This is a genomic window from Arenibacter troitsensis (assembly GCF_900177645.1).
Lineage (GTDB): Bacteria > Bacteroidota > Bacteroidia > Flavobacteriales > Flavobacteriaceae > Arenibacter > Arenibacter troitsensis.
In genome coordinates this window covers 791500-814134 of sequence record NZ_FXAO01000001.1, presented here as the reverse complement: position 1 = coordinate 814134, position 22635 = coordinate 791500, and the positions used below count along the sequence as shown (strand labels likewise).

The 22635-nt window shown below is 39.8% G+C and carries 16 protein-coding genes; 10 read left to right on the top strand and 6 right to left on the bottom strand.

All coding sequences use genetic code 11. The features are described 5' to 3' along the window. Positions 1-33: 33 nt before the first annotated feature. Both B9Y87_RS03240 and gyrA read right to left on the bottom strand, forming a co-directional pair. Complete coding sequence (locus B9Y87_RS03240) at positions 34-1296, bottom strand: tetratricopeptide repeat protein (RefSeq protein ID WP_085496085.1); 1263 nt, start codon at positions 1294-1296, stop codon at positions 34-36. Between the two features lie 33 nt (positions 1297-1329). Continuing rightward, complete coding sequence (gene gyrA / locus B9Y87_RS03235) at positions 1330-3861, bottom strand: DNA gyrase subunit A (RefSeq protein WP_085496083.1); 2532 nt, start codon at positions 3859-3861, stop codon at positions 1330-1332. 257 nt (positions 3862-4118) lie between these two features. Here gyrA and B9Y87_RS03230 point away from each other — a divergent pair, with 257 nt between their 5' ends. Beyond that, entirely contained in the window at positions 4119-6671 is a 2553-nt protein-coding gene (locus B9Y87_RS03230; protein ID WP_085496081.1) for an ATP-dependent Clp protease ATP-binding subunit, read from the top strand. Positions 6672-6877: 206 nt separating this feature from the next. After that, positions 6878-7288: an STAS/SEC14 domain-containing protein gene (locus tag B9Y87_RS03225; RefSeq protein ID WP_085496080.1), complete on the top strand. Its 411-nt coding sequence runs from the start codon at positions 6878-6880 to the stop codon at positions 7286-7288. 36 nt (positions 7289-7324) lie between these two features. On the opposite strand, the gene B9Y87_RS03220 is transcribed toward B9Y87_RS03225, so the two are convergent. Beyond that, entirely contained in the window at positions 7325-8866 is a 1542-nt protein-coding gene (locus B9Y87_RS03220; RefSeq protein WP_085496644.1) for an NAD(P)H-hydrate dehydratase, read from the bottom strand. Positions 8867-9135: 269 nt separating this feature from the next. On the opposite strand from B9Y87_RS03220, the gene thrA reads away from it, so the two are divergent. The 3 genes from thrA (at position 9136) to thrC (ending at position 13911) form a co-directional block, all read left to right on the top strand. Further along, complete coding sequence (gene thrA, locus B9Y87_RS03215; RefSeq protein WP_085496077.1) at positions 9136-11580, top strand: bifunctional aspartate kinase/homoserine dehydrogenase I; 2445 nt, start codon at positions 9136-9138, stop codon at positions 11578-11580. A gap of 36 nt (positions 11581-11616) precedes the next feature. Next, the gene (locus B9Y87_RS03210; protein ID WP_085496076.1) at positions 11617-12549 is read left to right on the top strand and encodes a homoserine kinase; all 933 of its coding nucleotides are present in this window, start codon (positions 11617-11619) and stop codon (positions 12547-12549) included. A 66-nt stretch (positions 12550-12615) separates the two neighbouring features. Beyond that, positions 12616-13911: a threonine synthase gene (thrC, locus tag B9Y87_RS03205; protein WP_085496074.1), complete on the top strand. Its 1296-nt coding sequence runs from the start codon at positions 12616-12618 to the stop codon at positions 13909-13911. Between the two features lie 5 nt (positions 13912-13916). On the opposite strand, the gene glf is transcribed toward thrC, so the two are convergent. After that, positions 13917-15020: a UDP-galactopyranose mutase gene (gene glf / locus B9Y87_RS03200; protein ID WP_176225578.1), complete on the bottom strand. Its 1104-nt coding sequence runs from the start codon at positions 15018-15020 to the stop codon at positions 13917-13919. Positions 15021-15157: 137 nt separating this feature from the next. Here glf and B9Y87_RS03195 point away from each other — a divergent pair, with 137 nt between their 5' ends. Further along, positions 15158-16201, top strand: a complete 1044-nt coding sequence (locus B9Y87_RS03195; RefSeq protein WP_085496072.1) for a glycosyltransferase — start codon at positions 15158-15160, stop codon at positions 16199-16201. An 18-nt stretch (positions 16202-16219) separates the two neighbouring features. Here B9Y87_RS03195 and B9Y87_RS03190 read toward each other — a convergent pair whose 3' ends face one another. Beyond that, positions 16220-17833 carry an aminopeptidase P family protein gene (locus tag B9Y87_RS03190; protein WP_085496070.1) on the bottom strand — a complete coding sequence of 538 codons (1614 nt, stop codon included), beginning with the start codon at positions 17831-17833 and terminating at the stop codon, positions 16220-16222. Between the two features lie 259 nt (positions 17834-18092). Between B9Y87_RS03190 and gcvT the strand changes: the two genes are divergently transcribed. The 4 genes from gcvT to B9Y87_RS03170 all read left to right on the top strand — a co-directional run bounded on the left by gcvT (position 18093) and on the right by B9Y87_RS03170 (position 21153). Further along, the gene (gcvT, locus tag B9Y87_RS03185; protein ID WP_085496069.1) at positions 18093-19178 is read left to right on the top strand and encodes a glycine cleavage system aminomethyltransferase GcvT; all 1086 of its coding nucleotides are present in this window, start codon (positions 18093-18095) and stop codon (positions 19176-19178) included. A 39-nt stretch (positions 19179-19217) separates the two neighbouring features. After that, positions 19218-20036: a sugar nucleotide-binding protein gene (locus B9Y87_RS03180; RefSeq protein WP_085496067.1), complete on the top strand. Its 819-nt coding sequence runs from the start codon at positions 19218-19220 to the stop codon at positions 20034-20036. Positions 20037-20084: 48 nt separating this feature from the next. Beyond that, positions 20085-20372 (top strand): 4a-hydroxytetrahydrobiopterin dehydratase, encoded by a 288-nt coding sequence (locus tag B9Y87_RS03175; RefSeq protein ID WP_085496066.1) that lies wholly within the window; start codon positions 20085-20087, stop codon positions 20370-20372. 67 nt (positions 20373-20439) lie between these two features. After that, the gene (locus B9Y87_RS03170) at positions 20440-21153 is read left to right on the top strand and encodes a YebC/PmpR family DNA-binding transcriptional regulator (RefSeq protein WP_085496064.1); all 714 of its coding nucleotides are present in this window, start codon (positions 20440-20442) and stop codon (positions 21151-21153) included. Positions 21154-21245: 92 nt separating this feature from the next. On the opposite strand, the gene B9Y87_RS03165 is transcribed toward B9Y87_RS03170, so the two are convergent. Next, the gene (locus B9Y87_RS03165; protein WP_085496062.1) at positions 21246-22340 is read right to left on the bottom strand and encodes a hypothetical protein; all 1095 of its coding nucleotides are present in this window, start codon (positions 22338-22340) and stop codon (positions 21246-21248) included. Positions 22341-22635 lie beyond the last annotated feature (295 nt).

Sequence of the window (22635 nt, the reverse complement as noted above, 5' to 3'; positions counted from 1 at the left end):
ATAGCCCTTTTAAATTTTCGTTCTAAGATGGTACTACTCCCCACTAAGCTTTTTTAAGCGCAAGAAGTTTTCATTATCCCCTAAGGCACCATAAATATTCTTCAATTGGGAAAGGATACTTTGATTGTCCGGATTCAATTTTAAGGCATCCTCCAAGATTATGGCCCCATCACGGAACAAGCTATCCTTTTTCTCCTTCAATTCATCATATCTTGCGATATCCTTTTTAGAATTCCCAAGTGAATTCATTTCATCTATCAAGCTATTGCCCTCGTTAACATAGGTAGTAGAAAGATTCAATTGCGCATTAACATACCCTGGGTTAATTTCGATAGCCCTTTTATATGCCTTTCTGGCATCTTCTATATTTCCTTGTTCCATATTGATAACACCAACGTTGTAGAACAAATCCGGATTATCCGGAGCAACCTCGGAAGCTTCTGCCATCAAAGCCTTAAATTTTTCCTTATCCCCCATCTTATAGTAAAGATTGGCCTCGTTCAGAATCAAGTTCACATCCTTTGGATCCTTGGCCCTAGCATCCCTGTAGGCATCCAACGCCTCGTCATCCTTACCCAACTGGGTATATATTAAAGCAATATTCTTAACGATCTCTGTAGTTTTTGAAGGTGTCTTTTCATCTACTGGATCTTTGTAAGCTCCGGATTTAACCATAAGCTCCCTTTGGGTTTTCTCCATTTCTTCCACCTCTCCAGTAGAAACATTGGTGGCCTTGTAGACCATTCCACCTCCGTCATAACCCAAATCCTTTAACTCGTTGTAGTAATTCAAGGCTTTTTCCCAATGTCCACCATTTACAGCACTACTGGCAGCGTAATAAAGGTAAACAGTATCCCGGGGACTCAATTGATAACCCATATACAGTTTATCGGCAGCTTCATCGTATTTCTTGTTGTTGTTATCTTCCACTGCAGAATTGATAAGATCGGCAGTCATGCCGGAAAGTTTTTCCTTGGCATCAGGCCCGTATTTGGACTTTCCACTTTTCTCTTCTACTTCACTTACTTTTTTAAAGGAAGAAATAGCTTCATCAAAAGCACCGGCAGTACCTTTTTTAGCCAATTCGGCATAAGCACTACCCCTTAAAAAATAATATTGGGCCTGCATTTTTTCATCCGCACTAGCAATTAGTGAAGATGCACCGTCCAATGCTGTTTTAGCAGCCATGGCATCGCCCGACTTTAACGCCTTATCAGCCGTTTTTATCTCATCCTTTTGAGCAATTCCGACCACCGAAAAGAACATAGCCGAGAGTATTAAAATATTTGTTTTCATTTCAAATTAAATTTACTTATTAGTGTTTAAATGTTATTCTTTGGTTTCCGCACTATCATTATCAAGAGCCGTGCCATCTTCTTCTTTGGCATCTACCTCCAAGGCTTTAATATCATCCAATTCATCTTCGTCCTTCATCACTTTGGCCACTGCGGCAATAGAATCGTTGCCTTTAATATTAATGAGTCGAACTCCCTGAGTTGCCCTACCCATTACTCTTAAATCCTCTACACTCATTCTAATTGCGATACCGGATTTATTGATTATCATTAAGTCATCAGAGTCGGAAACATTTTTAATAGCTACCAATCCACCTGTTTTATCGGTAATGGAAATGGTCTTCACCCCTTTACCACCTCTATTAGTAATTCTATAATCCTCAATACTGGAACGTTTTCCGTATCCATTCTCCGAAACCACCAATATTTCCTCTTCAAAATTGTGTACGGCCACCATGCCGATCACCTCATCCTTGTCATGTGCCAAAGTAATGCCGCGAACACCGGAGGCATTTCTACCCATAGGTCTTGTCTTTACCTCTTCGAACCTAATGGCCTTACCAGATTTTAACCCTAGGAATATCTGACTTGAACCAGTCGTAAGTTTAGCTTCCAATAGTTCATCGTCCTCACGGACACTAATTGCATTGATACCATTCTGTCTCGGCCTTGAGTATTGTTCCAAAGAGGTCTTTTTAACGATACCCTTTTTGGTGGCCATAATTACATAATGACTGTTTACATATTCCTCATCCTTTAAATCCTGGGTACAGATGAAGGCTTTCACCATATCATCGTTCTCAATATTGATCAAGTTTTGGATAGCACGTCCTTTTGAAGTTTTGGTTCCCTCTGGAATTTCATACACACGCATCCAGAAACATTTACCCTTTTGGGTAAAGAACAACATATATTGATGGTTGGTACCCACGAAAAGATGTTCCAAGAAATCTTCATTTCTGGTGGAAGATGCTTTTTGACCAACACCACCCCTATTTTGGGTCTTATATTCGGAAAGAGGGGTTCTTTTGATATAACCGGCATGGGAAATGGTAATCACCACTTGCTCATCCGGGATCATATCCTCCATACTTAGATCACCACCTGCAAAATTTATTTCTGAACGACGGTTATCCCCATATTTGTCCTTAACCTCCAGCAACTCTTCCTTAATGATCTGCATCCTTCGCTCTTTCTTGGCCAGGATATCCTTTAAATCGGCAATGGTCAGGATTATTTCCTCGTATTCCGACCTTAATTTATCCTGCTCCAGACCTGTCAACTGGCGTAAACGCATTTCAACAATAGCCTTGGCTTGAATTTCACTAAGCTTGAAGCGCTCCATAAGCTTTTCCCTAGCCTCATCAGCATTGGAAGAAGCCCTTATGATCGCAATTACCTCGTCTATATTATCCGAGGCTATAATAAGTCCTTCCAAGATGTGCGCCCGGTCTTCGGCTTTCTTAAGCTCAAACTCTGTACGCCTTACAACCACTTCATGACGGTGCTCCACAAAATAGTGGATCATCTCCTTAACGTTCAACAATTGAGGCCTTCCTTTTACCAAGGCTATATTATTGACACTAAACGAAGACTGTAACGAAGTATATTTGTACAGGGTATTTAAGACGATATTAGGAATAGCGTCCCTTTTCAGGATATATACGATACGCATACCGTTCCTATCGGACTCATCCCTAATAGTAGAAATACCATCTATCTTTTTCTCATTGATCAAATCGGCAGTCTTCTTGATCATGTCCGCCTTATTGATTTGATATGGAATTTCGGTTACAACGATACTCTCCCTTCCCTGAACCTCCTCAAAACTGGCTTTCGCCCTTATTACCACACGGCCACGTCCGGTATGGAAAGCCTCCTTGACCCCGTCATAACCATAAATTATACCACCTGTTGGAAAATCGGGCGCCTTAATATGGGTAATAAGCTCATCGATCTCAATATCATTATTATCAATATAGGCTACGGTACCGTCCACTACTTCGGAAAGGTTGTGTGGCGGCATATTTGTTGCCATACCTACCGCAATACCTGAAGCCCCATTGATCAATAAATTAGGAATCCTGGTAGGAAGAACGGTTGGTTCCTGCAAGGAATCATCAAAATTAAGCTGATGATCTACAGTGTCCTTATCTATATCGGCCAACATATCATCTGCTATTTTACGCATACGGGCCTCCGTATAACGCATTGCTGCAGGACTGTCACCATCTACGGAACCAAAGTTTCCCTGGCCATCGACCAACATATACCTTAAACTCCACTCCTGGGCCATACGGACCATGGAATCATAAACAGAAGTATCTCCGTGTGGATGATACTTACCTAATACTTCCCCGACTATACGCGCGGATTTCTTATGGGCACTATTAGATCTAACACCTAACTCATGCATTCCGAACAAAACCCTTCTATGCACTGGCTTTAAACCATCCCTAACATCTGGCAGGGCACGTGACACAATGACCGACATTGAATAATCAATGTAGGCAGATTTCATTTCATCTTCAATGTTAATCGGAATTAATTTTTCTCCTTCTGCCATTTAAAATCTTCTATTTATTTTTAGTTAAAAAAGCAGGACAATATACGTAAAATCGATACTATACAAGTACTTAGGACATACTTTTGTAAAGAATTTATCAACACTTTAAATAAGTGCTACGGATAACGTTTTGATTGTTAATTTTTTCGCAAATAATGGCTTATTTCGTCAAATCGATCACGTTTAACGAATATTAGGTATAGTATTTGCCATAGATTGATATAGATTTACTATTTTTAAAGTTGAAAGGATATTTTATGGACGACAATTTTTCCCCTAGAGTAAAAGATGTAATTGCTTACAGTAAGGAAGAGGCCTTAAGACTAGGCCACGACTTTATTGGAACCGAGCATTTAATGCTGGGATTACTGCGGGATGGTAACGGAAAAGCAATAAGCATTTTAGACGCATTGGATGTGGACTTGGATCACTTGAGAAGAAAAGTGGAGATATTAAGTCCCGCCAATCCGAATACCGGCACTGCACAAAAGGACAAAAAGAACCTGCATCTGACCAGACAGGCGGAGCGTGCACTGAAAACAACATTTTTGGAAGCTAAATTATTTCAAAGTTCCTCTATCAATACGGCTCATTTATTACTATGTATTTTGCGTAATGAAAACGACCCTACCACAAAATTACTACACAAGTTAAAAGTGGATTACGATGGAGTAAAAGACCAGTTTAAATCAATGATAACAAGTGATGATGACTATATAGATTCTCCTACCTCGGAATCCTTTCCCAGCGATTCCGATGAGCCCAATGAAGAAAAGGAAGGCACTTTTGGCACTTCCGGTACCGGGCAAAAAGGAAGTAAAAAATCAAAAACCCCTGTATTGGACAATTTCGGTCGCGACCTGACCAAAATGGCAGAGGAAAACAAATTGGATCCTGTTGTGGGCCGTGAAAAGGAAATTGAAAGGGTTTCCCAAATTCTCAGCAGAAGAAAAAAGAACAATCCTCTGCTCATAGGAGAGCCAGGCGTTGGCAAAAGTGCCATTGCCGAAGGACTAGCCTTAAGGATAATCAACAAAAAAGTTTCCAGAATCCTTTACAATAAAAGGGTGGTGACCTTGGATTTGGCTTCTCTGGTTGCCGGTACCAAATACCGCGGCCAATTTGAAGAGCGAATGAAGGCAGTTATGAATGAACTGGAAAAAAACGACGATGTAATCCTGTTCATCGATGAGATCCACACTATTGTAGGTGCCGGTGGCGCCACAGGCAGTTTGGACGCCTCCAATATGTTTAAACCGGCACTTGCCAGAGGTGAAATTCAATGTATTGGTGCCACTACCTTGGATGAGTACAGACAATATATTGAAAAAGATGGTGCCCTGGAAAGGCGTTTTCAAAAAGTAATTGTGGAGCCAACTTCAGTGTCCGAGACCATTGAGATCCTAAAAAATATTAAAGGTAAGTACGAGGACCATCACAACGTAATTTATACCGATGAGGCCATACTTGCCTGCGTAAAACTTACCAATAGGTACATGACGGATAGATATCTACCGGACAAGGCCATTGATGCCCTGGATGAGGCAGGTTCCCGAGTACATATTGTTAATATGGATGTACCCAAACAAATTTTGGAACTGGAAAAACAGTTGGAAGACGTTCGTGAACTAAAAAATACTGTTGTAAAAAAACAGAAATACGAGGAGGCCGCCAAATTAAGGGACGATGAAAAACGCATAGAAAAAGATTTGGCCATTGCCCAAGAACGTTGGGAGGAAGACAGTAAGCTCCACAAAGAAACCGTTACCGAGGACAATGTTGCGGACGTGGTTTCCATGATGAGCGGCATTCCCGTAAACAGGATTGCACAAACAGAAAGTAATAAATTGGCCGAATTGCCAAAACTTATCAAGAGCAATGTAATTGGTCAGGACGAAGCCGTTGCCAAGGTTGCCAAAGCGATCCAACGCAACCGGGCAGGTCTAAAAGATCCCAACAAACCTATTGGTTCATTTATCTTTTTAGGGCAAACAGGGGTAGGTAAAACACAACTTGCCAAAATACTGGCCAAGGAGTTATTCGATTCCGAGGACGCCTTGATCAGGGTAGATATGAGTGAATATATGGAGAAATTTGCCATATCAAGACTAGTAGGTGCACCTCCGGGATATGTTGGTTATGAAGAAGGTGGACAGTTGACCGAAAAGGTACGCCGTAAGCCCTATTCCGTTATACTATTGGATGAAATTGAAAAGGCACACCCAGATGTATTCAACATGCTTCTACAAGTGCTGGATGATGGCTATTTAACCGATAGTCTTGGCAGAAAGATCGATTTTAGAAATACGATCATCATAATGACCTCCAACATTGGAGCTAGGCAGCTTAAGGATTTTGGGCAAGGGGTTGGTTTTGGAACTTCTGCAAAAAAGGCCCAAGCGGACACACATCAAAAAAGTGTTATCGAAAATGCCTTGAAAAAAGCCTTTGCACCTGAATTCTTGAACAGAATAGACGACGTAGTAGTATTTAATGCCCTCGAACGCGAAGATATCCACAGGATAATCGATATTGAGTTAAAGAAATTATACCTCAGGATCAAGGATATTGGATATGATTTGCAGTTAACCGATAAGGCCAAGGATTATATTGCCGAAAAAGGCTTTGACAAACAATACGGGGCCAGGCCACTTAAGAGAGCTATTCAAAAATATATTGAAGATGCGCTGGCCGAGGAAATCGTAAATTCCAAATTGGAGGAAGGCGACACTATACAGATGGATCTTAATGAGGCCAAGGAAGAGCTCACCATTAATATCAAAAAAGCAGAAAAGTCGTCCAAAACCTAAATTGGATTTCTATAAACAACACTAAAAGGGAGTAGCAAAATGCTACTCCCTTTTTTTATTTATTCCCCGTTATTTGTAAGAAATAAAACACAGTAAGCCAATTTCCTCACCACATAAACGATTAAAGTGTCTTTAATCTAATAATTTTTATAATAGTTGTACTTAATTCTACATTCGCTGCAGACACACTATATAAAATACGGAGAATGAAAGTCGGACGACCCAAGAAGACTATTATCGTACGAGAATATCAACTGGACATTGGAAAAGTACAGGTATTTGACGATTACATGGTTTCTATTTTTGACGAAGGAAGCACCATAACCAAAGAAAGAGTATTTCAAATTATTGGTATTATGGAAATTCATTTCAGGAATAAAAACTTTGGCTATATAAGTTTAAGAAAGAATTCATACGCCATTGATCCCATGGTATACAACCAAATTAGGGAAATAGAAAATATTAAAGCCTTTGCAGTAGTTTCCATTAAAGAAATAGATATGCACAATTTTAATATAGAGAAACTATTTTACAAGAAACCCATGAAATTCTTTATTGATCAGGACAATGCCCTAATGTGGATAAAAAGACGTGTAAGGGCATCCAACGCAGAATAGCAGTATTACTTTATAGCCAATGGCAATGACACTCCGTTATTCCCTTTCACCTGCAGCCGCATTTGGCTCCGAAACTTGAAAAAGATCCAAATAGGCCTGGCCAATATTGTCCAGTATACCACTGGCAATCAAGGCTTGGAAACCACATTTTTCCACCGCTATATCAGCAGCTTTTCCATGGATATACACCCCAAAAATGGCAGCATTTAATGGCGAATAACCCTGAGCGATCAAGCCCGTGATTACACCGGTTAGCACATCGCCACTTCCACCCGTGGCCATCCCTGGATTTCCGGTGGTGTTAATATAACCCATATCCTTATATATGGTCATGGTGTTTGCCCCTTTTATAACCAAAATACAATCGTATTTTTCAGAGAACTCTTTTGCTTTTTTCAACTTGTCAAAATCATCCGCCCAATTCCCTAAAATGCGCTCCAACTCTTTGGGATGCGGAGTTAAAACGGTCTGGGGAGGCATTTCTTTTAATAAGTCATGATTCTTGGAAAGAATGTTCAAGCCGTCAGCATCTATGACCAAAGGCAGTTTATTCCCCTTCAGAAATTCAGAAAAGGCCTTAATCGTAGTTGCCGTAGTTCCAATGCCAACCCCAATACCAATCACGCTGGGCAGTATGCCGAAATCAATTTTGGAAATTTCCGCTTCTTCATTATCCGTAACTACCATGGCCTCGGGGAATGCCGTCTGCAATGGCAAATACCCACACTTTGGCACATAGGCGGTAACCAATCCACTTCCTGCCAACATACTACCTTTTGCTGCCAAAATCACCGCCCCGATCTTACCGAAACTTCCGCCAACAATTAAGGAATGGCCATAGCTGCCCTTATGGGAATACTTCTTTCTAGGAAGGTACATGGACAGTACTTCGTTCTTACCTATCAACTCATATTTCGAATTCATCCTAAACAAAAATTCCTGGTCCAAGCCAATATCCAAAATCTCCCAATGGTCCATATATTTACCTGTTTCAGGAAGAAAAAAAACAAGTTTAGGCACTTGAAAAGTAAGCACATAATTTGCTTTTATCACCGCTTCGGTATTTGGGAGACCAGCCTCCATAAAAAGTCCGGAAGGCATATCTATTGAAAGAATAAAAGCATTGGAGCCGTTAAGCCGCTGCATGAGCCTTACCACCCAAGTATCAGGAACCCTGTTCAATCCTATCCCAAAAATAGCATCAACAATAATATCATCTCTTCCAATAACAGGTAATTCCGATTCTTCATTTAGAAAATTGGGCCAGATGCCCTTATTCTTTATTCTATCCAGATTTATTAAAAAATCCTTGGACCTGTGCTCGCTATAGTTAACTACGAAAACCTCGATATTGTAATCGTGATCCTTCAAATGCCTTGCAAGGACCAGCCCATCCCCTCCATTGTTGCCGATACCGCAAAACAAAATAATTTTCGTCTGGGCACCCTGCAGTCGGGAATGCATCCAATTAAAAATCTGAATTGCAGCCCTTTCCATAAGCTGCTCACTGGTGATTTGTTGCTTTTCTATTGTGAATTTATCAGCTTCGTATATCTGTTTGGCATTAAAAATCTTCATTCTATAAGATATTTTAGTAAAAATTGATGATTTGGCAAAAATCCGCAAAAACATTTGATTGGGTAATCAAAAATACTACATTTGGTTCTTTATTATTATGATGACATTTAACAATACGGACAATAATTTACTTTATACACCATTTATAGATGGTTGCATTGCTATTACCGTTATCAGCACCACTACCCCATTGGGGTAAGCTACTACATACACGTCCGTTACACAATTTTTTTCAAAATTCAGTTTTTCTTACTTAATTCCATTGAACCATGAAAGTTCTAAAATTCGGTGGCACATCGGTGGCCAACGCCAATAATATCAGCTTAGTAAAAAATATCATCGCGGATCTAGGGTCCAACAAAACCATAGTAGTGGTTTCCGCTCTTGGAGGTATAACGGATCTTCTTTTAAAAACCGCCGCTTTAGCTTCTGCACAGGATCAAACCTATAAAACGATACTAAAGGAAATAGAGGACAGACACCTCTTGACCATCAAGGAATTAATCCCAATACATTCCCAGAGTAAAGTACTTAGCAAGGTAAAGAGTGAACTAAATACCTTGGAAACTCTTTTGGAAGGGGCTTATTTAATTGGCGAGATTACCACTAAACTATCAGATAAGATTGTGAGTTATGGAGAATTGTTGTCTTCTTATATCATAAGTGAATATTTTATAGTTGAAGGAATAGATACTGTACATGCCGATAGCAGACAACTTATAAAGACAAATTCCAATTTTGGAAAGGCGGTCGTTAACTTTGATCTGACGAACAACAATATTACCGAATACGTGGACAAATGCAATAATTCCGTAATTATTATGGGAGGCTTTATTGCTTCATCCGTAAACGGAGATTCTACCACCCTAGGGCGTGGAGGATCGGATTATACCGCAGCCATAGTGGCAAATGCCATAAATGCAGAAGTTCTGGAGATATGGACAGATGTAAGCGGCATGTATACCGCCAACCCCAAAATAGTAAAGCAGGCCATGGCCATTCCCCATATTTCTTATGAAGAAGCTATGGAATTGTCGCATTTTGGAGCAAAGGTTCTTTATCCGCCCACTATACAACCGGTATTGACCAAAGGAATTTCCATTGTCATAAAGAACACCTTCGATCCAAAGGCAGCAGGTACTTTGATTACCAAGAATAAGAATGGGCAAGGTAAAACGGTACGAGGAATAAGCCATGTGGAGAATATTGCACTCGTATCCCTTGAAGGTCCAGGCATGGTAGGAATTACCGGGATCTCCAAACGCTTTTTTGAAGTGCTTTCAACTGCAGGAATCAGTGTTGTAATGATTACCCAGGCATCATCCGAACATTCCATCTGCATAGGAATAGACAATCAGGATGCGGACCATGCGGTTCAGGTAATCAATGATGCATTTGACATTGAAATTTCCCTTGGAAAAATAAAATCCGTAATTGCGGAGAAAGATTTGGCCATCATTGCCCTAGTGGGCGACAACATGAAAAGCCACCAAGGACTTAGCGGAAAAATGTTCAGTACCTTAGGTAAGAACAACGTTAATATACGTGCCATAGCTCAAGGTGCATCCGAAAGAAACATATCTGCCGTAATACTTAAAGAGGATGTAAAAAAAGCGCTCAATACATTGCATGAGGAATTTTTTGAGGAAAATATAAAACAGCTCAATCTATTTGTCATGGGTGTAGGTAATGTAGGTGCCAAATTTTTGAACCAAATACAATCACAAAAAAAGTATTTAAAAGAGAACCTAAAGCTCAATATAAGGGTTATAGGTATGTCCAATTCCAGGACCATGATCTTCGACGAAGATGGAATTGTCCTTAAGAACTGGGAAGAATTGCTAAGCAAGGGAGAAAAGACCAATTTAGACCTGTTCTTCCAAAAGGTAAAAAAACTCAATTACAGAAATAGCATCTTTGTTGACAATACCGCCAGTCAAGAGGTTTCGGAAACCTACAATTCATATTTAAGGAATAGCATATCCGTTGTTACCTGCAATAAAATAGCCTGCTCATCGGCCTATGACAATTATCAGGAGTTAAAGGATCTGGCCAGACAGTACAATGCACCCTTTCTTTTCGAAACTAACGTTGGTGCTGGATTACCCATTATAGACACCTTGAAGCACCTAGTAGCATCAGGGGACAAAATATTAAAAATTCAAGCCGTACTTTCAGGTAGTTTAAATTTCGTATTCAACAATTTCAACGATAGTACCACCTTTCATGATGTAGTAAAACAAGCCCAAGAGGAAGGCTATACGGAGCCAGACCCCAAAATAGATTTAAGTGGGGTAGATGTAATGCGAAAAATATTGATACTGGCTAGGGAAAGTGGAAATGTACTGAATATAGAGGACATCCAGAACAATCCCTTTCTGCCACAGGAGAGCTTGGAAACCACCAACAATGAGGATTTCTTCAAATCATTGACCAAGTACGAAGCTTCATTTCAAGAGATGTACAAAAAAGCAGTGGAGGAAGACAGCAAATTGAAATATGTGGCGCAATTTGAAAACGGAAAAGCTAGTGTAGGTCTACAAAGGATACCCAAAGGACATGATTTCTATAATTTGGAAGGCAGTGATAATATCGTCTTGTTCTACACCGAACGCTATCCCAATCAACCCATGATTATAAAAGGTGCAGGGGCAGGAGCCGATGTTACTGCCTCTGGAATTTTTGCGGACATTATTCGTATCGGTAATTTTTAAAAGGGTCCCACAGATCTGAAATTTATTTGATGAGAAATGAAAACTAACGAAATTAGAATTTTCTGTCCAGCTACGATAGCCAATGTTTCTTGTGGCTTTGATGTTTTGGGGCTTGCTTTGGATTCCGTAGGCGATGAGATGGTGGTAAGAAAAACCACCGAAAAAGGAATAAAGATTACCAAGCTTACAGGACAGGACCTACCTACCGAAACCCTTCAAAATGTTGCCGGAGTTGCCGGTTTGGCCTTGTTGGCGGAAAGTGATCATGTAGGAGGTTTTGAGATAGAAATTTACAAGAAAATAAAGGCGGGCAGCGGTATAGGAAGTAGTGCTGCCAGCTCTACAGGTGCAGTATGGGCCATGAACCAGCTGTTGGGCAGCCCCTTTACTAATCTGGAGTTGGTAAAATTTGCCATGGAAGGAGAACGATTGGCCAGTGGGGTTGCCCATGCGGACAATGTTGCCCCTGCCCTATTAGGAGGTTTTACCTTGGTACGCAGCTACCAACCACTGGATATCGTAAAAATTCCTACCCCTCCAGAATTATATGCAACCGTAATACACCCGCAAATAGAAGTAAGGACTTCGGACTCTAGACGAATCCTAAAAACATCCATTTCACTGGAAGACGGCATTAAGCAATGGGGAAATGTAGGTGGACTGATTGCTGGGCTATTTACCAATGACTACGACCTAATAGGCAGATCATTGGTAGACCATATCATAGAACCCATTAGATCCATTCTTATTCCCGGATTCGACAAGGTAAAGGAAGAAGCCTTGGGAGCAGGCGCCCTAGGCTGTGGAATCTCAGGCTCTGGACCATCTATCTTTGCCCTAAGTAAGGGCAAGAAAACCGCCCTAGTAGTGGCCGAAGCCATGAGAAAAGTATATGAAAAAATAGGGGTAGACTATGACGTGCACGTTTCCAAAATAAATACCCAAGGGATTAAAATACTGGAAAACTAATATATTATGTCCTTCGAGGCATAAGTCGGAACTCAAAAATTACAACTCATTCTAACAACAATAAATATGAACTTTTATAGCCTAAATCAACAAGCACCCAACGTATCTTTCAAAGACGCAGTTATAAAAGGAATTGCCCCTGATCGTGGGTTATATTTTCCGGAAATAATCGAGGCACTGCCAAAAGATTTTTTCAACAAGATAGAAGATTACTCCAATCACGAAATTGCCTACTTGGCCATACAACAATTCGTGGGCAAGGATATTCCAGAAGACGTTCTTAAAGATATAATTACCGAGGTTTTGGATTTTGAATTCCCACTTGTGGAAATTGAGGATGACGTTGCCGCCTTGGAACTTTTTCATGGACCTACCTTGGCCTTTAAGGATGTGGGGGCCCGATTTATGGCAAGATGTCTTGGCTATTTTTCGACCAAAAACACCAAAGATGTAACCGTATTGGTTGCTACTTCAGGAGATACCGGAGGTGCAGTGGCCAATGGATTTCTTGGGGTGGACGGGGTTAAGGTTGTTATTCTATACCCTAGTGGCAAGGTCAGCGATATTCAAGAGAAACAGTTAACCACATTGGGCAAAAACATTACTGCCCTTGAAGTTGAAGGCGCTTTCGACGACTGCCAAAACATGGTCAAAACAGCATTCCTGGACGAAGAGTTGATCCAAAATATGCAATTGACCTCGGCCAATAGTATCAATGTAGCCAGATGGCTTCCTCAAATGTTTTATTTCCTGTTTGCATATAAAGAGATGAAGTCCAAGGGCAAGGATATTATATTCTCTGTCCCTAGTGGCAATTTCGGAAACATATGTGCAGGTATTATGGCTCAAAGATTGGGAATGCCCTGCAAACATTTTATTGCCTCCACAAATGTAAATGATGTAGTTCCCCGTTATATGGATACAGGGGCATATGAACCAAAAGCTTCCATCGCCACCATTTCCAACGCCATGGATGTTGGGGACCCCAGTAATTTTATAAGGATAAGGCATTTGTACAAGGATAATTTTGAGGAGCTGTCCAAAAACTTGACTTCCTATTCCTTTACGGACAATGAGACCAAGGAAGCCATGTTAAAATTATACAACGACTATACCTATGTAGCCGACCCGCACGGTGCCGTTGGTTATTTGGGTTTAAAGAAATATCAACAGACCCATCCCGGTACTTACGGCATCTTTCTTGAAACCGCACACCCTGTAAAGTTTCTGGATATAGTGGAGGATACCATTCGTGAAAACATTGATTTACCGGAAAGTATCGTAAAAGTAATGGGCAAAAATAAAAAGTCGATTAAAATATCCCAATATGACGAGCTAAAGGGCTACCTATTGGGTAAATAAATAGTTTAATCTCTGTTAAAGATTTTTTTGCACTTGGCCAATGCCGAGGCTATGACCTGGTGCATATCGTAGTACTTATATTCGGCCAACCTTCCACCAAAAATAATATTGTCCTTTTCGGACAAGGTTTTGTATTTGGAGTAAATTTCACTGTTCCTTTCATCATTGATTGGATAATAAGGTTCCTTATTACCAGACCATTCCGTAGGGTATTCTTTTGTTATTACAGTCTTTTTCTGTGTTCCAAATTCAAAATGCTTGTGCTCTAAAATACGGGTATATGGAATGTCTGAAGCTGTATAATTTACGACCGCATTACCCTGGTAATTTTCCATATCCAGCGTTTCATGCTTAAAATCCAGACTCCTATATTCCAACTTACCGTATCGGTAATCATAAAACTCATCAATCTTGCCAGTGAACACAACCTGATCGGCCATTGCTACCAATTCCGTTTTATCTTTAAAAAAATCGACTTCCAAACGTGTTTCGATACCATCCAACAAACCATTGATCAACTTATTGTATCCCCCAACGGGTATTCCTTGGTACTTATCATAAAAATAATTATTGTCGAAGGTAAATCGCAATGGCAACCTTTTTATAATAAAAGCAGGCAGTTCTGCAGCTTTTCGCCCCCATTGTTTCTCCGTATACCCTTTGATCAACTTTTCGTAAATATCCTTACCAACCAGAGACAAGGCCTGTTCTTCCAAATTTTTTGGATTTTTAACCCCTACCTCCCTTACTTGTTCCGCAATGACAGACTTGGCTTCATCCGGGGTCTTTACCTTCCATAACTGATAAAAGGTGTTCATGTTGAAGGGTAGATTGTAAAGCTCGCCCTGATAATTGGCCACTGGCGAATTGGTATACCTATTAAATTCCACAAAACTATTTACATAATCCCAAATTGCTTTGTCATTGGTGTGAAAAATATGGGCCCCGTACTTATGAACATTTATACCCTCCACTTCCTCACAATAAACATTGCCTCCAAGATGTGGACGTTTATCTATAACTAGGCATTTTTTCCCCTTCTTCTTGGCCTCATGGGCAAATACGGCGCCAAAAAGTCCAGCTCCCACAATAAGGTAGTCGTATTTCATTATAGGTAGATTAGTATACAATAGGAATAAAAAAGTAAAACTAGTGTATATTATTACGTTTACGAATTGAAATCAAAAAAAAAATCCCTTTTGCCATAACATGGTTATATTTGCAGAGCTCAAAGAACCAACCCGTAATGGCCAATTTATTTTATATCTCTCGAAATTACAAAGCTACCAACAGCGCAGCCTCCAAGCCGAAAACAGATTGTGAGCGGATCCTGGACAAGATAGGTTTTAAAAATTTAGGTTTTAAACAGACTACATATCCCAGTTCCGCCTTAGGTGCGATAATAAGTTTTTTTGGAATAACAAAGGGGGTTATCCGATTGCCAAGAAATTCTACCCTGGCAATACAATACCCTCTTAGCAAATACTACAAATACATTACTACCATAGCCGGAATAAAAAAATGTAAAATCGTATTGATCATTCATGATGTTAAATACCTCATGGGAAAGAATAAGGATATTGCCCGGGAAATGAAAAAATTCTCATGTGCCGATGTAATCATTGTACATAACGACAACATGAAAAAATGGTTCGAGCAACAAGGGGCAACCGCCAAATTGATCCCCTTGTACATGTTCGATTATTTGGACGACAATAGTAGCTATACTGCTCCCGAACTTTCGAATAATGGCTTATTCGATGTGGTTTTCGCGGGAGGCTTGGGAATGGCAAAAAGTGCCTTCATCTATAAATTGGATGCCTTAAAAAATAATAGTTTCCATTTAAAATTATATGGTAGTGGTTTTATCAAAAACGATGTGGACCCCGCCAACACCATCATAAGTTTCGAGGGTATGTTTTCCCCGGATGACGTTGCAAAACACATAAGAGGTTCCTTCGGCTTGGTTTGGAACGGAAATTCCATAGACGAATGTGCCGGACATTTTGGACAATACCTTTTATATAACAATCCCCATAAAACATCATTATACCTACTCTGTGGCCTTCCAATAATTATTTGGGACAAGGCAGCCATCGCCACCGTCATAAAAGAACGCCAATTGGGTATTTGCATTTCCTCATTGGAGGAATTGGACGGAAAATTAAAAAACCTGTCCAATGAGGACTATCAACAAATGGTAAAAAATGTAGCAGAGGTTAGGGAACAAATAATTTCTGGCGGATTTTTAAAAGCGGCTATGGAAAAGGCCCTTCAAGAACTTTTCTAGTTCCTCGTATCGACCCATTTAATCCAAAGCTGGCAATTTAAAATGATCCAATGGACTGCTTTGTTCCATTACCGCCTCTATGGCCTCGGTGGTCCTAGGAGCCATTCCCGATAAATTAACAGGACCATTTTTGGTGATCAGTATATCATCCTCTATCCTTACCGCTATCCCCCACCACTTTTTATCACAATCACTTCCCTCGGGTATATAGATCCCGGGCTCTACAGTGATTACGGTATTTTCCTTAAAGGGCTGGTAGGTGCCCTTATCATGAACATCCAATCCCAAATAATGGGAAGTGCCATGTGGGAAATATTTTCTGGCCTCCTCGGGGCTTCCAATTATTCCCAACTTCACCAACCCTTTGGCGACAACCTCACTTGCTGCCTGACCAGGGGCCTGAAAGGTAGCCCCAATTACACTGGCACTAATTCCCGCCTCTTGGGCATTGTAAACAATATCGTAAATCTGTTTTTGTTCCTTTGAAAATTTTCCATTGGCCGGAATGGTCCTGGTTACATCGGCAGTATAACCGTGATATTCGGCACCCAAATCCATTAACACAAGTTCATTCCCTACCTTAGCCTTGTTATTTTCTATATAATGCAAAATACAACCATTGTTGCCTCCACCCACTATAGAAGGGTACCCCTCGTATTCGGCACCGTACTTCTTAAAGACAAACTCATGTATTCCCTGAATTTCCATTTCGGACATATTGGGATGCATGGCCTTCATAACCTCTATTTGCCCTATTGCCGAAATCTCCACGGCCTTTTTTAGAAGTAACAGCTCTTCCTTGGTCTTAACTTCCCTTAGGGTACTCATTATTTCCTCCAACATGGCACTGTTAAGGTTGTTGGATTTTAATTGCAGGGCTACCTTTTCCTTAATTTCAATCCGGGATTTATCATCTTTAGCTTCTACAAAATCTACCAATAATTTATCGGACTTTAACTCCTGGTAATAATTTAAATACCTTCCCAGGGTCTGGGCCACATTGGCACTATTTTGCAGTTCCGTTGACTTTATCATGCTGTAAAGCTGTTGTTTAGTGGCATCGTAATCTGACGGATAATTGGATTTTTCCTTAAATGTCCTTATCAAATCATATAGATCAGCGGGGTCATTGGTATCCCTAAAATCATTTTTAAAATCGAAAAACAGTACATTTTCAAACTGGGAAAAATCAATATCCGAGTATAAGAATTCTTCCGCATTAAAGGCGCGTTCAAACCCCAATTGGTCCTTAACCCCTTCTACCCCCAACCGCTTTCCATTCCATTGTTCGGCCTTTTCATCCCTTTTCTGGGCATAGAGCACCTCATCATAACTGTTCCCTGCCCCATCCTTTTGCTTTTCGGAAAATATGAGCAAAAGGGCATTAGGTTCCTTATATCCGGTTAAATAATAGAAATCGGGATCCTGATGATATACATAATCCACGTCATTGGCCCTATTCCTAACTGCTGCCGCAAAAAATACCGCTACACTATTTGGAGGCATAGCCTTACGCACTTCCTGCCGCCTTCCCTTGTGAAAATCCGCACTTAAAAAATCGTTAGGTACCTCTTGGGCCTGAAACCAAGACGTTAAAAAAAGAAATAAAAAAGTCAATATAAAATTCCTCATAATCATCACTAAATTAATGCTTAAAAATAATCAATTATAATACCAGGTTGATCAATAATTGTCCAAAAAACTTGGATAAGCTTATCATACAATCCCTACTGGCACAAAAAGTTTTCTGCTTGGTCTAAATAGTGAACATACCAAGTCCGCCAAATTAACAAGGTAAGGTTCCAAATTAACATTAATTTGTGCAAAACAAAAAGGTTATAGATTCTCCCTTAGATTAATTTTCGATATTTTTACGCCTCAAATTATTCAAATGAAAAACACCGCATTGACAAAGACCCATGAGGCATTAGGTGCTAAAATGGTACCGTTTGCAGGATATAATATGCCTGTGTCCTATGAAGGAGTTAATATAGAACATGAAACGGTGCGCAAAGGAGTGGGCGTCTTTGATGTATCCCATATGGGAGAGTTCTTGGTAGGAGGCCCCAAGGCATTGGACCTTATACAAAAAGTAACCTCCAATGATGCTTCCAAATTAACCATTGGCAAGGCGCAATACAGTTGTTTACCTAACGAAACTGGTGGTATTGTGGATGACCTTATAGTCTATAAAATTAAGGAAGAGCAATATTTATTGGTTGTAAACGCATCCAACATTGATAAGGATTGGGAGCACATCAGCAAATACAATGAAAATTACGGTGCGGATCTGCGCAACATATCCGAAGGGTACTCCCTTCTGGCCATTCAAGGCCCCAAAGCAGTGGAAGCCATGCAACCTTTGACCTCGATAGATTTAAGCGCTATTAAGTTCTACTCCTTTGAGGTAGCGGATTTTGCGGGTATAGAACATGTAATTATTTCAGCCACCGGTTATACAGGTTCAGGAGGTTTTGAAATATATTGCAAGAATGAAGAAGTACAACAGATTTGGGACAAGGTTTTTGAAGTAGGTTCGGCCTATAACATAAAACCTATTGGACTTGCCGCCAGGGATACATTACGATTGGAAATGGGCTACTGTTTGTACGGTAATGACATTAATGATTCCACCTCACCTCTTGAAGCGGGCCTAGGTTGGATTACCAAATTCACCAAGGACTTTGTAAATAGCGAAGCACTGGCAAAACAAAAGGAAGAAGGTGTTACTAAAAAACTGGTTGCTTTTGAGCTCGATGAGAAGGGAATTCCACGACACGATTATGATATAGTGGATCCCAATGGAATGAAAATAGGAGTCGTAACCTCGGGCACCATGTCGCCTTCCATGGGAAAGGGCATTGGTCTAGGTTATGTACCCACGGAATTATCCCAAATTGGTGGTAAAATCCACATTCAAATTAGGAAAAATGCAGTTCCTGCCACCATTGTTAAACTCCCTTTTTATAAGGATTAACAGATGTAGCGGTTGAGTTTTGCAAAAGGAGGTGATAGAATGAACAAAATACTCATTTTAGGAGCTAGCGGTTTTATAGGCAATGCCATTTATAAGGAATTACATTCCTATTTTGACACCTATGGCACCTACTATTCTTCAAGAAGAAGCTTTGAGAACAATCAACAGTTCTTCCGGTATGACTTGGAAGAAGACGATGTTCATGATATTTTGAATAAAGTAAAGCCCGATTTAATAATATCGGCCTTGAGGGGAAATTTTCAAGCACAGGTAATGGCCCACCAACATATAGTGGAATACATCCAAAATAGAAATTGCAAATTGTATTTTATTTCCTCTGCCAATGTCTTTGATGCCTATAGCAAATATCCATCTTATGAAAATGACAAGACTTTGTCCGAAAGCATATATGGCCGACTGAAAATTAAGATAGAAAACATGCTTCTGAGGATACCCGATTCTAAAATGGCCATTCTCAGAGTACCCATGGTATTTGGCATAAATTCCCCAAGGATCAAGGAAATAAAAAATGCCCTGACTAACAAAGAACCTATTGAAGTATTCCCTAATTTGATTATAAATGTCACCAACGATGACAAACTAACACAGCAAATACATTACCTTATAAACCACAATAAGACAGGGACTTTTCATTTGGGAAGTACAGACTTGATACATCATGAAGATTTTATTAAGGAAATCGTAAACCGTTTGGGCAATTATAGTCCAATTTTTAAACGTGTTTATACCACCAATGAAGATCGTTATTTGGCGGTGCTACCAAAATCCAATCAGCTTCCAAAAAATTTATTATTCAACTATCAGGAAATAATAGACCATCATATCTTTAGTGAATAAGCGGTTCCGAATTGTACTGTTTTATTTAACTTTATAAAAAATAGCAATATGAAAAAATTAACGGAATCAGAAATAGAAAAACGTTTATTGGAATTGGATGGCTGGGATTTTGTGGATGGTGCCATTGAAACCTCTTTTGAATTTAAAAATTTCAAGGATGCCTTCTCGGTAATGACCAGAATTGCCTTTGAATGTGAATCCCAAAATCATCATCCGGATTGGAGCAACGTCTATAATTCCCTTAATATACGCCTTTCTACCCATGATGCGGAGGGTGTAACCGAAAAGGATTTTAAGTTGGCGCACAGTATAGAGGAAATAATTGTCAGCAAGTAAACTTAACTCTTGTCCCAGCAGTAAAAATTATTAAATTTGTTCCATATTATTCTAATAAAACTAAGAAATGGGAAGAGCTTTTGAGTTTAGAAAAGCACGTAAAATGAAAAGGTGGTCCGCCATGTCAAAGGCCTTTACCAGAATAGGCAAAGACATTGTTATGGCAGTAAAAGAGGGAGGACCAGACCCGAGTTCCAATGCGCGTTTAAGGGCCGTTATCCAAAATGCCAAGGCCGTAAACATGCCAAAGGACAATGTGGAAAGAGCCATTAAAAGGGCATCCGACAAAAGTTTGGGCGACTTCAAGGAAGTGCTTTTTGAAGGATACGCACCACATGGAATTGCCATTTTAGTAGAAACAGCTACGGACAATAATACAAGGACCGTAGCAAATATTAGAAGTTATTTCAACAAGTGCAACGGTAGTTTGGGAACTTCGGGTTCGGTAGAGTTTATGTTCGACCACACCTGCAATTTTAGGATACCTGCCGAAGGCATAGACCCTGAAGAATTGGAATTGGAAATGATCGACTTTGGGGCCGAAGAGGTTTTTGCAGATGAGGACGGTATATTGATCTATGCTCCCTTCGAGAGCTTCGGGGCCATCCAGAAAGAATTGGAAAACAGGGGTATCGAAATTCTATCGTCAGGTTTTGAGCGTATTCCACAGGTAACTAAGGCCCTAAGCGAGGAGGAAGCAGCAGATGTAGAAAAACTCTTGGAAAAAATAGAGGAAGATGATGATGTACAAAACGTCTATCACACCATGCAGGAACAATAATCAATTTTGAATATCATATGAAAGAGGCCCATTTAAGGGCCTCTTTTAATTTTGTGATATAAAAAGCTAACGAAATATTAATGAGCCAAAATTTAATGCAATTCATCCTCCGGCCCAATTACGAGCGACTTGTTCAACGTAAGAACAATGGTTCCCTCATCTTCCGTTGGCGTAACCGAGGTTATAAAGTTGTTCTGTTGGTTTCCTGAAGTTACAATAGGATTACCATACCAGTTATTTCCATTGTTTACAAAGATATTATTGGTAATGGTAGTTTTGGAATCATGTTTAAAGCCTCCCCCTGTATTGATAATCGTTCCCGTATTTCCCTGAAAAAGGTTTCCATCAAAAAGGGTATTGTTGGTCCCAAGTGTATCTTCGCCCCAGGAAGGGGTATCGCCAATCTTACTTGAAAACGTAAACAACAATCGGCCTGTATTGTTAACAAATTTTGAGTTCAAAATCTGGTATCGGTTAACCCCCTTAAAACTTGCTATTTGATCATAGTTTTTGCTAAAGACGCAACTATCTATTTTTACATAATGTTCTGTTGAAAAGATCAAGCCCCTGTTGGAAATAAATGAAGATCCCGTAATGGTAATTCTATTGGTATAATCATTTTCATTGTCCGAAGTAAAATTGGGAGTAGACCCCCAATAGCTCCTGAACAAGGTGGCAGAATTATTTTCAAAAATGGAATTGGAAATGGTAATGGATGAATTGTCTCCCTTAGACCAAAACGCCGTTTGATTGGATACACCGGTTACCCTTATTTTAGAAGCCTTTACTTCAGAGCCCGAAACAGCGAAAATGGTTCCGTCATTGTAATTATCGGCGGAATCCGTAAATGTAAGTCCAGAAATATCCAATCTAAAACCTTTATTAATTACGAACATCCTATAATTGCCTTCCCCAGAAATGGTGATGTACTTCGCCCCTGGTCCTGTAATGGTTAGGTTATTATTGATATGAGGCAGATCTGAAGATAATCTAAGAGTACCCTCCAATCCTTCCAAAAAACTTATTTTATCTATAGCCGAATCTACATTGGCCGTATTTATGGCCCAACGTAATGTACCCTTGCTATTATCGTCGCCAAGATCGGTAACCAAAACCTCAGATTGTGCCATGGATATGGAAAAACAGAAGAAGGCAATTAAAAAAACAATTATTCGATCTCTTTTCATTCTCAATGGAATTTATACTATAAATGCTTATTAAATCAACGTTAATCCCTATTAGAAACAGGCCTGTACCTTGTTCCTTCATAACGTATTATGATCAAAATTAGTATTCCCCACCTAAAAAAGGATTTTTTACAACCCCAAAGATGTATAAGTGTCTGAAAATGTTGTGTAAGTCACTAATGGTGCAGTTTGATTTTTTGTGTTTACCAAATTTATTTTACAACCCAGGCCGTGATTTTAAATATGTTGGTTTTAATGATTTTTGACAATTAATCATTTTATGTAACATTTTAAA

Excerpts from the sequence above, each read along its gene's own strand:
- B9Y87_RS03170 (WP_085496064.1), top strand. The coding sequence starts at position 20,440 with ATGGGAAGAGCTTTTGAGTTTAGAAAAGCACGTAAAATGAAAAGGTGG.
- B9Y87_RS03230 (WP_085496081.1), top strand. The coding sequence starts at position 4,119 with ATGGACGACAATTTTTCCCCTAGAGTAAAAGATGTAATTGCTTACAGT.
- B9Y87_RS03180 (WP_085496067.1), top strand. The coding sequence starts at position 19,218 with ATGAACAAAATACTCATTTTAGGAGCTAGCGGTTTTATAGGCAATGCC.
- B9Y87_RS03220 (WP_085496644.1), bottom strand. The coding sequence starts at position 8,866 with ATGAAGATTTTTAATGCCAAACAGATATACGAAGCTGATAAATTCACA.
- B9Y87_RS03210 (WP_085496076.1), top strand. The coding sequence starts at position 11,617 with ATGAAAACTAACGAAATTAGAATTTTCTGTCCAGCTACGATAGCCAAT.
- gyrA (WP_085496083.1), bottom strand. The coding sequence starts at position 3,861 with ATGGCAGAAGGAGAAAAATTAATTCCGATTAACATTGAAGATGAAATG.
- thrC (WP_085496074.1), top strand. The coding sequence starts at position 12,616 with ATGAACTTTTATAGCCTAAATCAACAAGCACCCAACGTATCTTTCAAA.
- gcvT (WP_085496069.1), top strand. The coding sequence starts at position 18,093 with ATGAAAAACACCGCATTGACAAAGACCCATGAGGCATTAGGTGCTAAA.
- B9Y87_RS03190 (WP_085496070.1), bottom strand. The coding sequence starts at position 17,833 with ATGAGGAATTTTATATTGACTTTTTTATTTCTTTTTTTAACGTCTTGG.
- B9Y87_RS03225 (WP_085496080.1), top strand. The coding sequence starts at position 6,878 with ATGAAAGTCGGACGACCCAAGAAGACTATTATCGTACGAGAATATCAA.
- B9Y87_RS03175 (WP_085496066.1), top strand. The coding sequence starts at position 20,085 with ATGAAAAAATTAACGGAATCAGAAATAGAAAAACGTTTATTGGAATTG.
- B9Y87_RS03165 (WP_085496062.1), bottom strand. The coding sequence starts at position 22,340 with ATGAAAAGAGATCGAATAATTGTTTTTTTAATTGCCTTCTTCTGTTTT.
- thrA (WP_085496077.1), top strand. The coding sequence starts at position 9,136 with ATGAAAGTTCTAAAATTCGGTGGCACATCGGTGGCCAACGCCAATAAT.
- B9Y87_RS03195 (WP_085496072.1), top strand. The coding sequence starts at position 15,158 with ATGGCCAATTTATTTTATATCTCTCGAAATTACAAAGCTACCAACAGC.
- B9Y87_RS03240 (WP_085496085.1), bottom strand. The coding sequence starts at position 1,296 with ATGAAAACAAATATTTTAATACTCTCGGCTATGTTCTTTTCGGTGGTC.
- glf (WP_176225578.1), bottom strand. The coding sequence starts at position 15,020 with ATGAAATACGACTACCTTATTGTGGGAGCTGGACTTTTTGGCGCCGTA.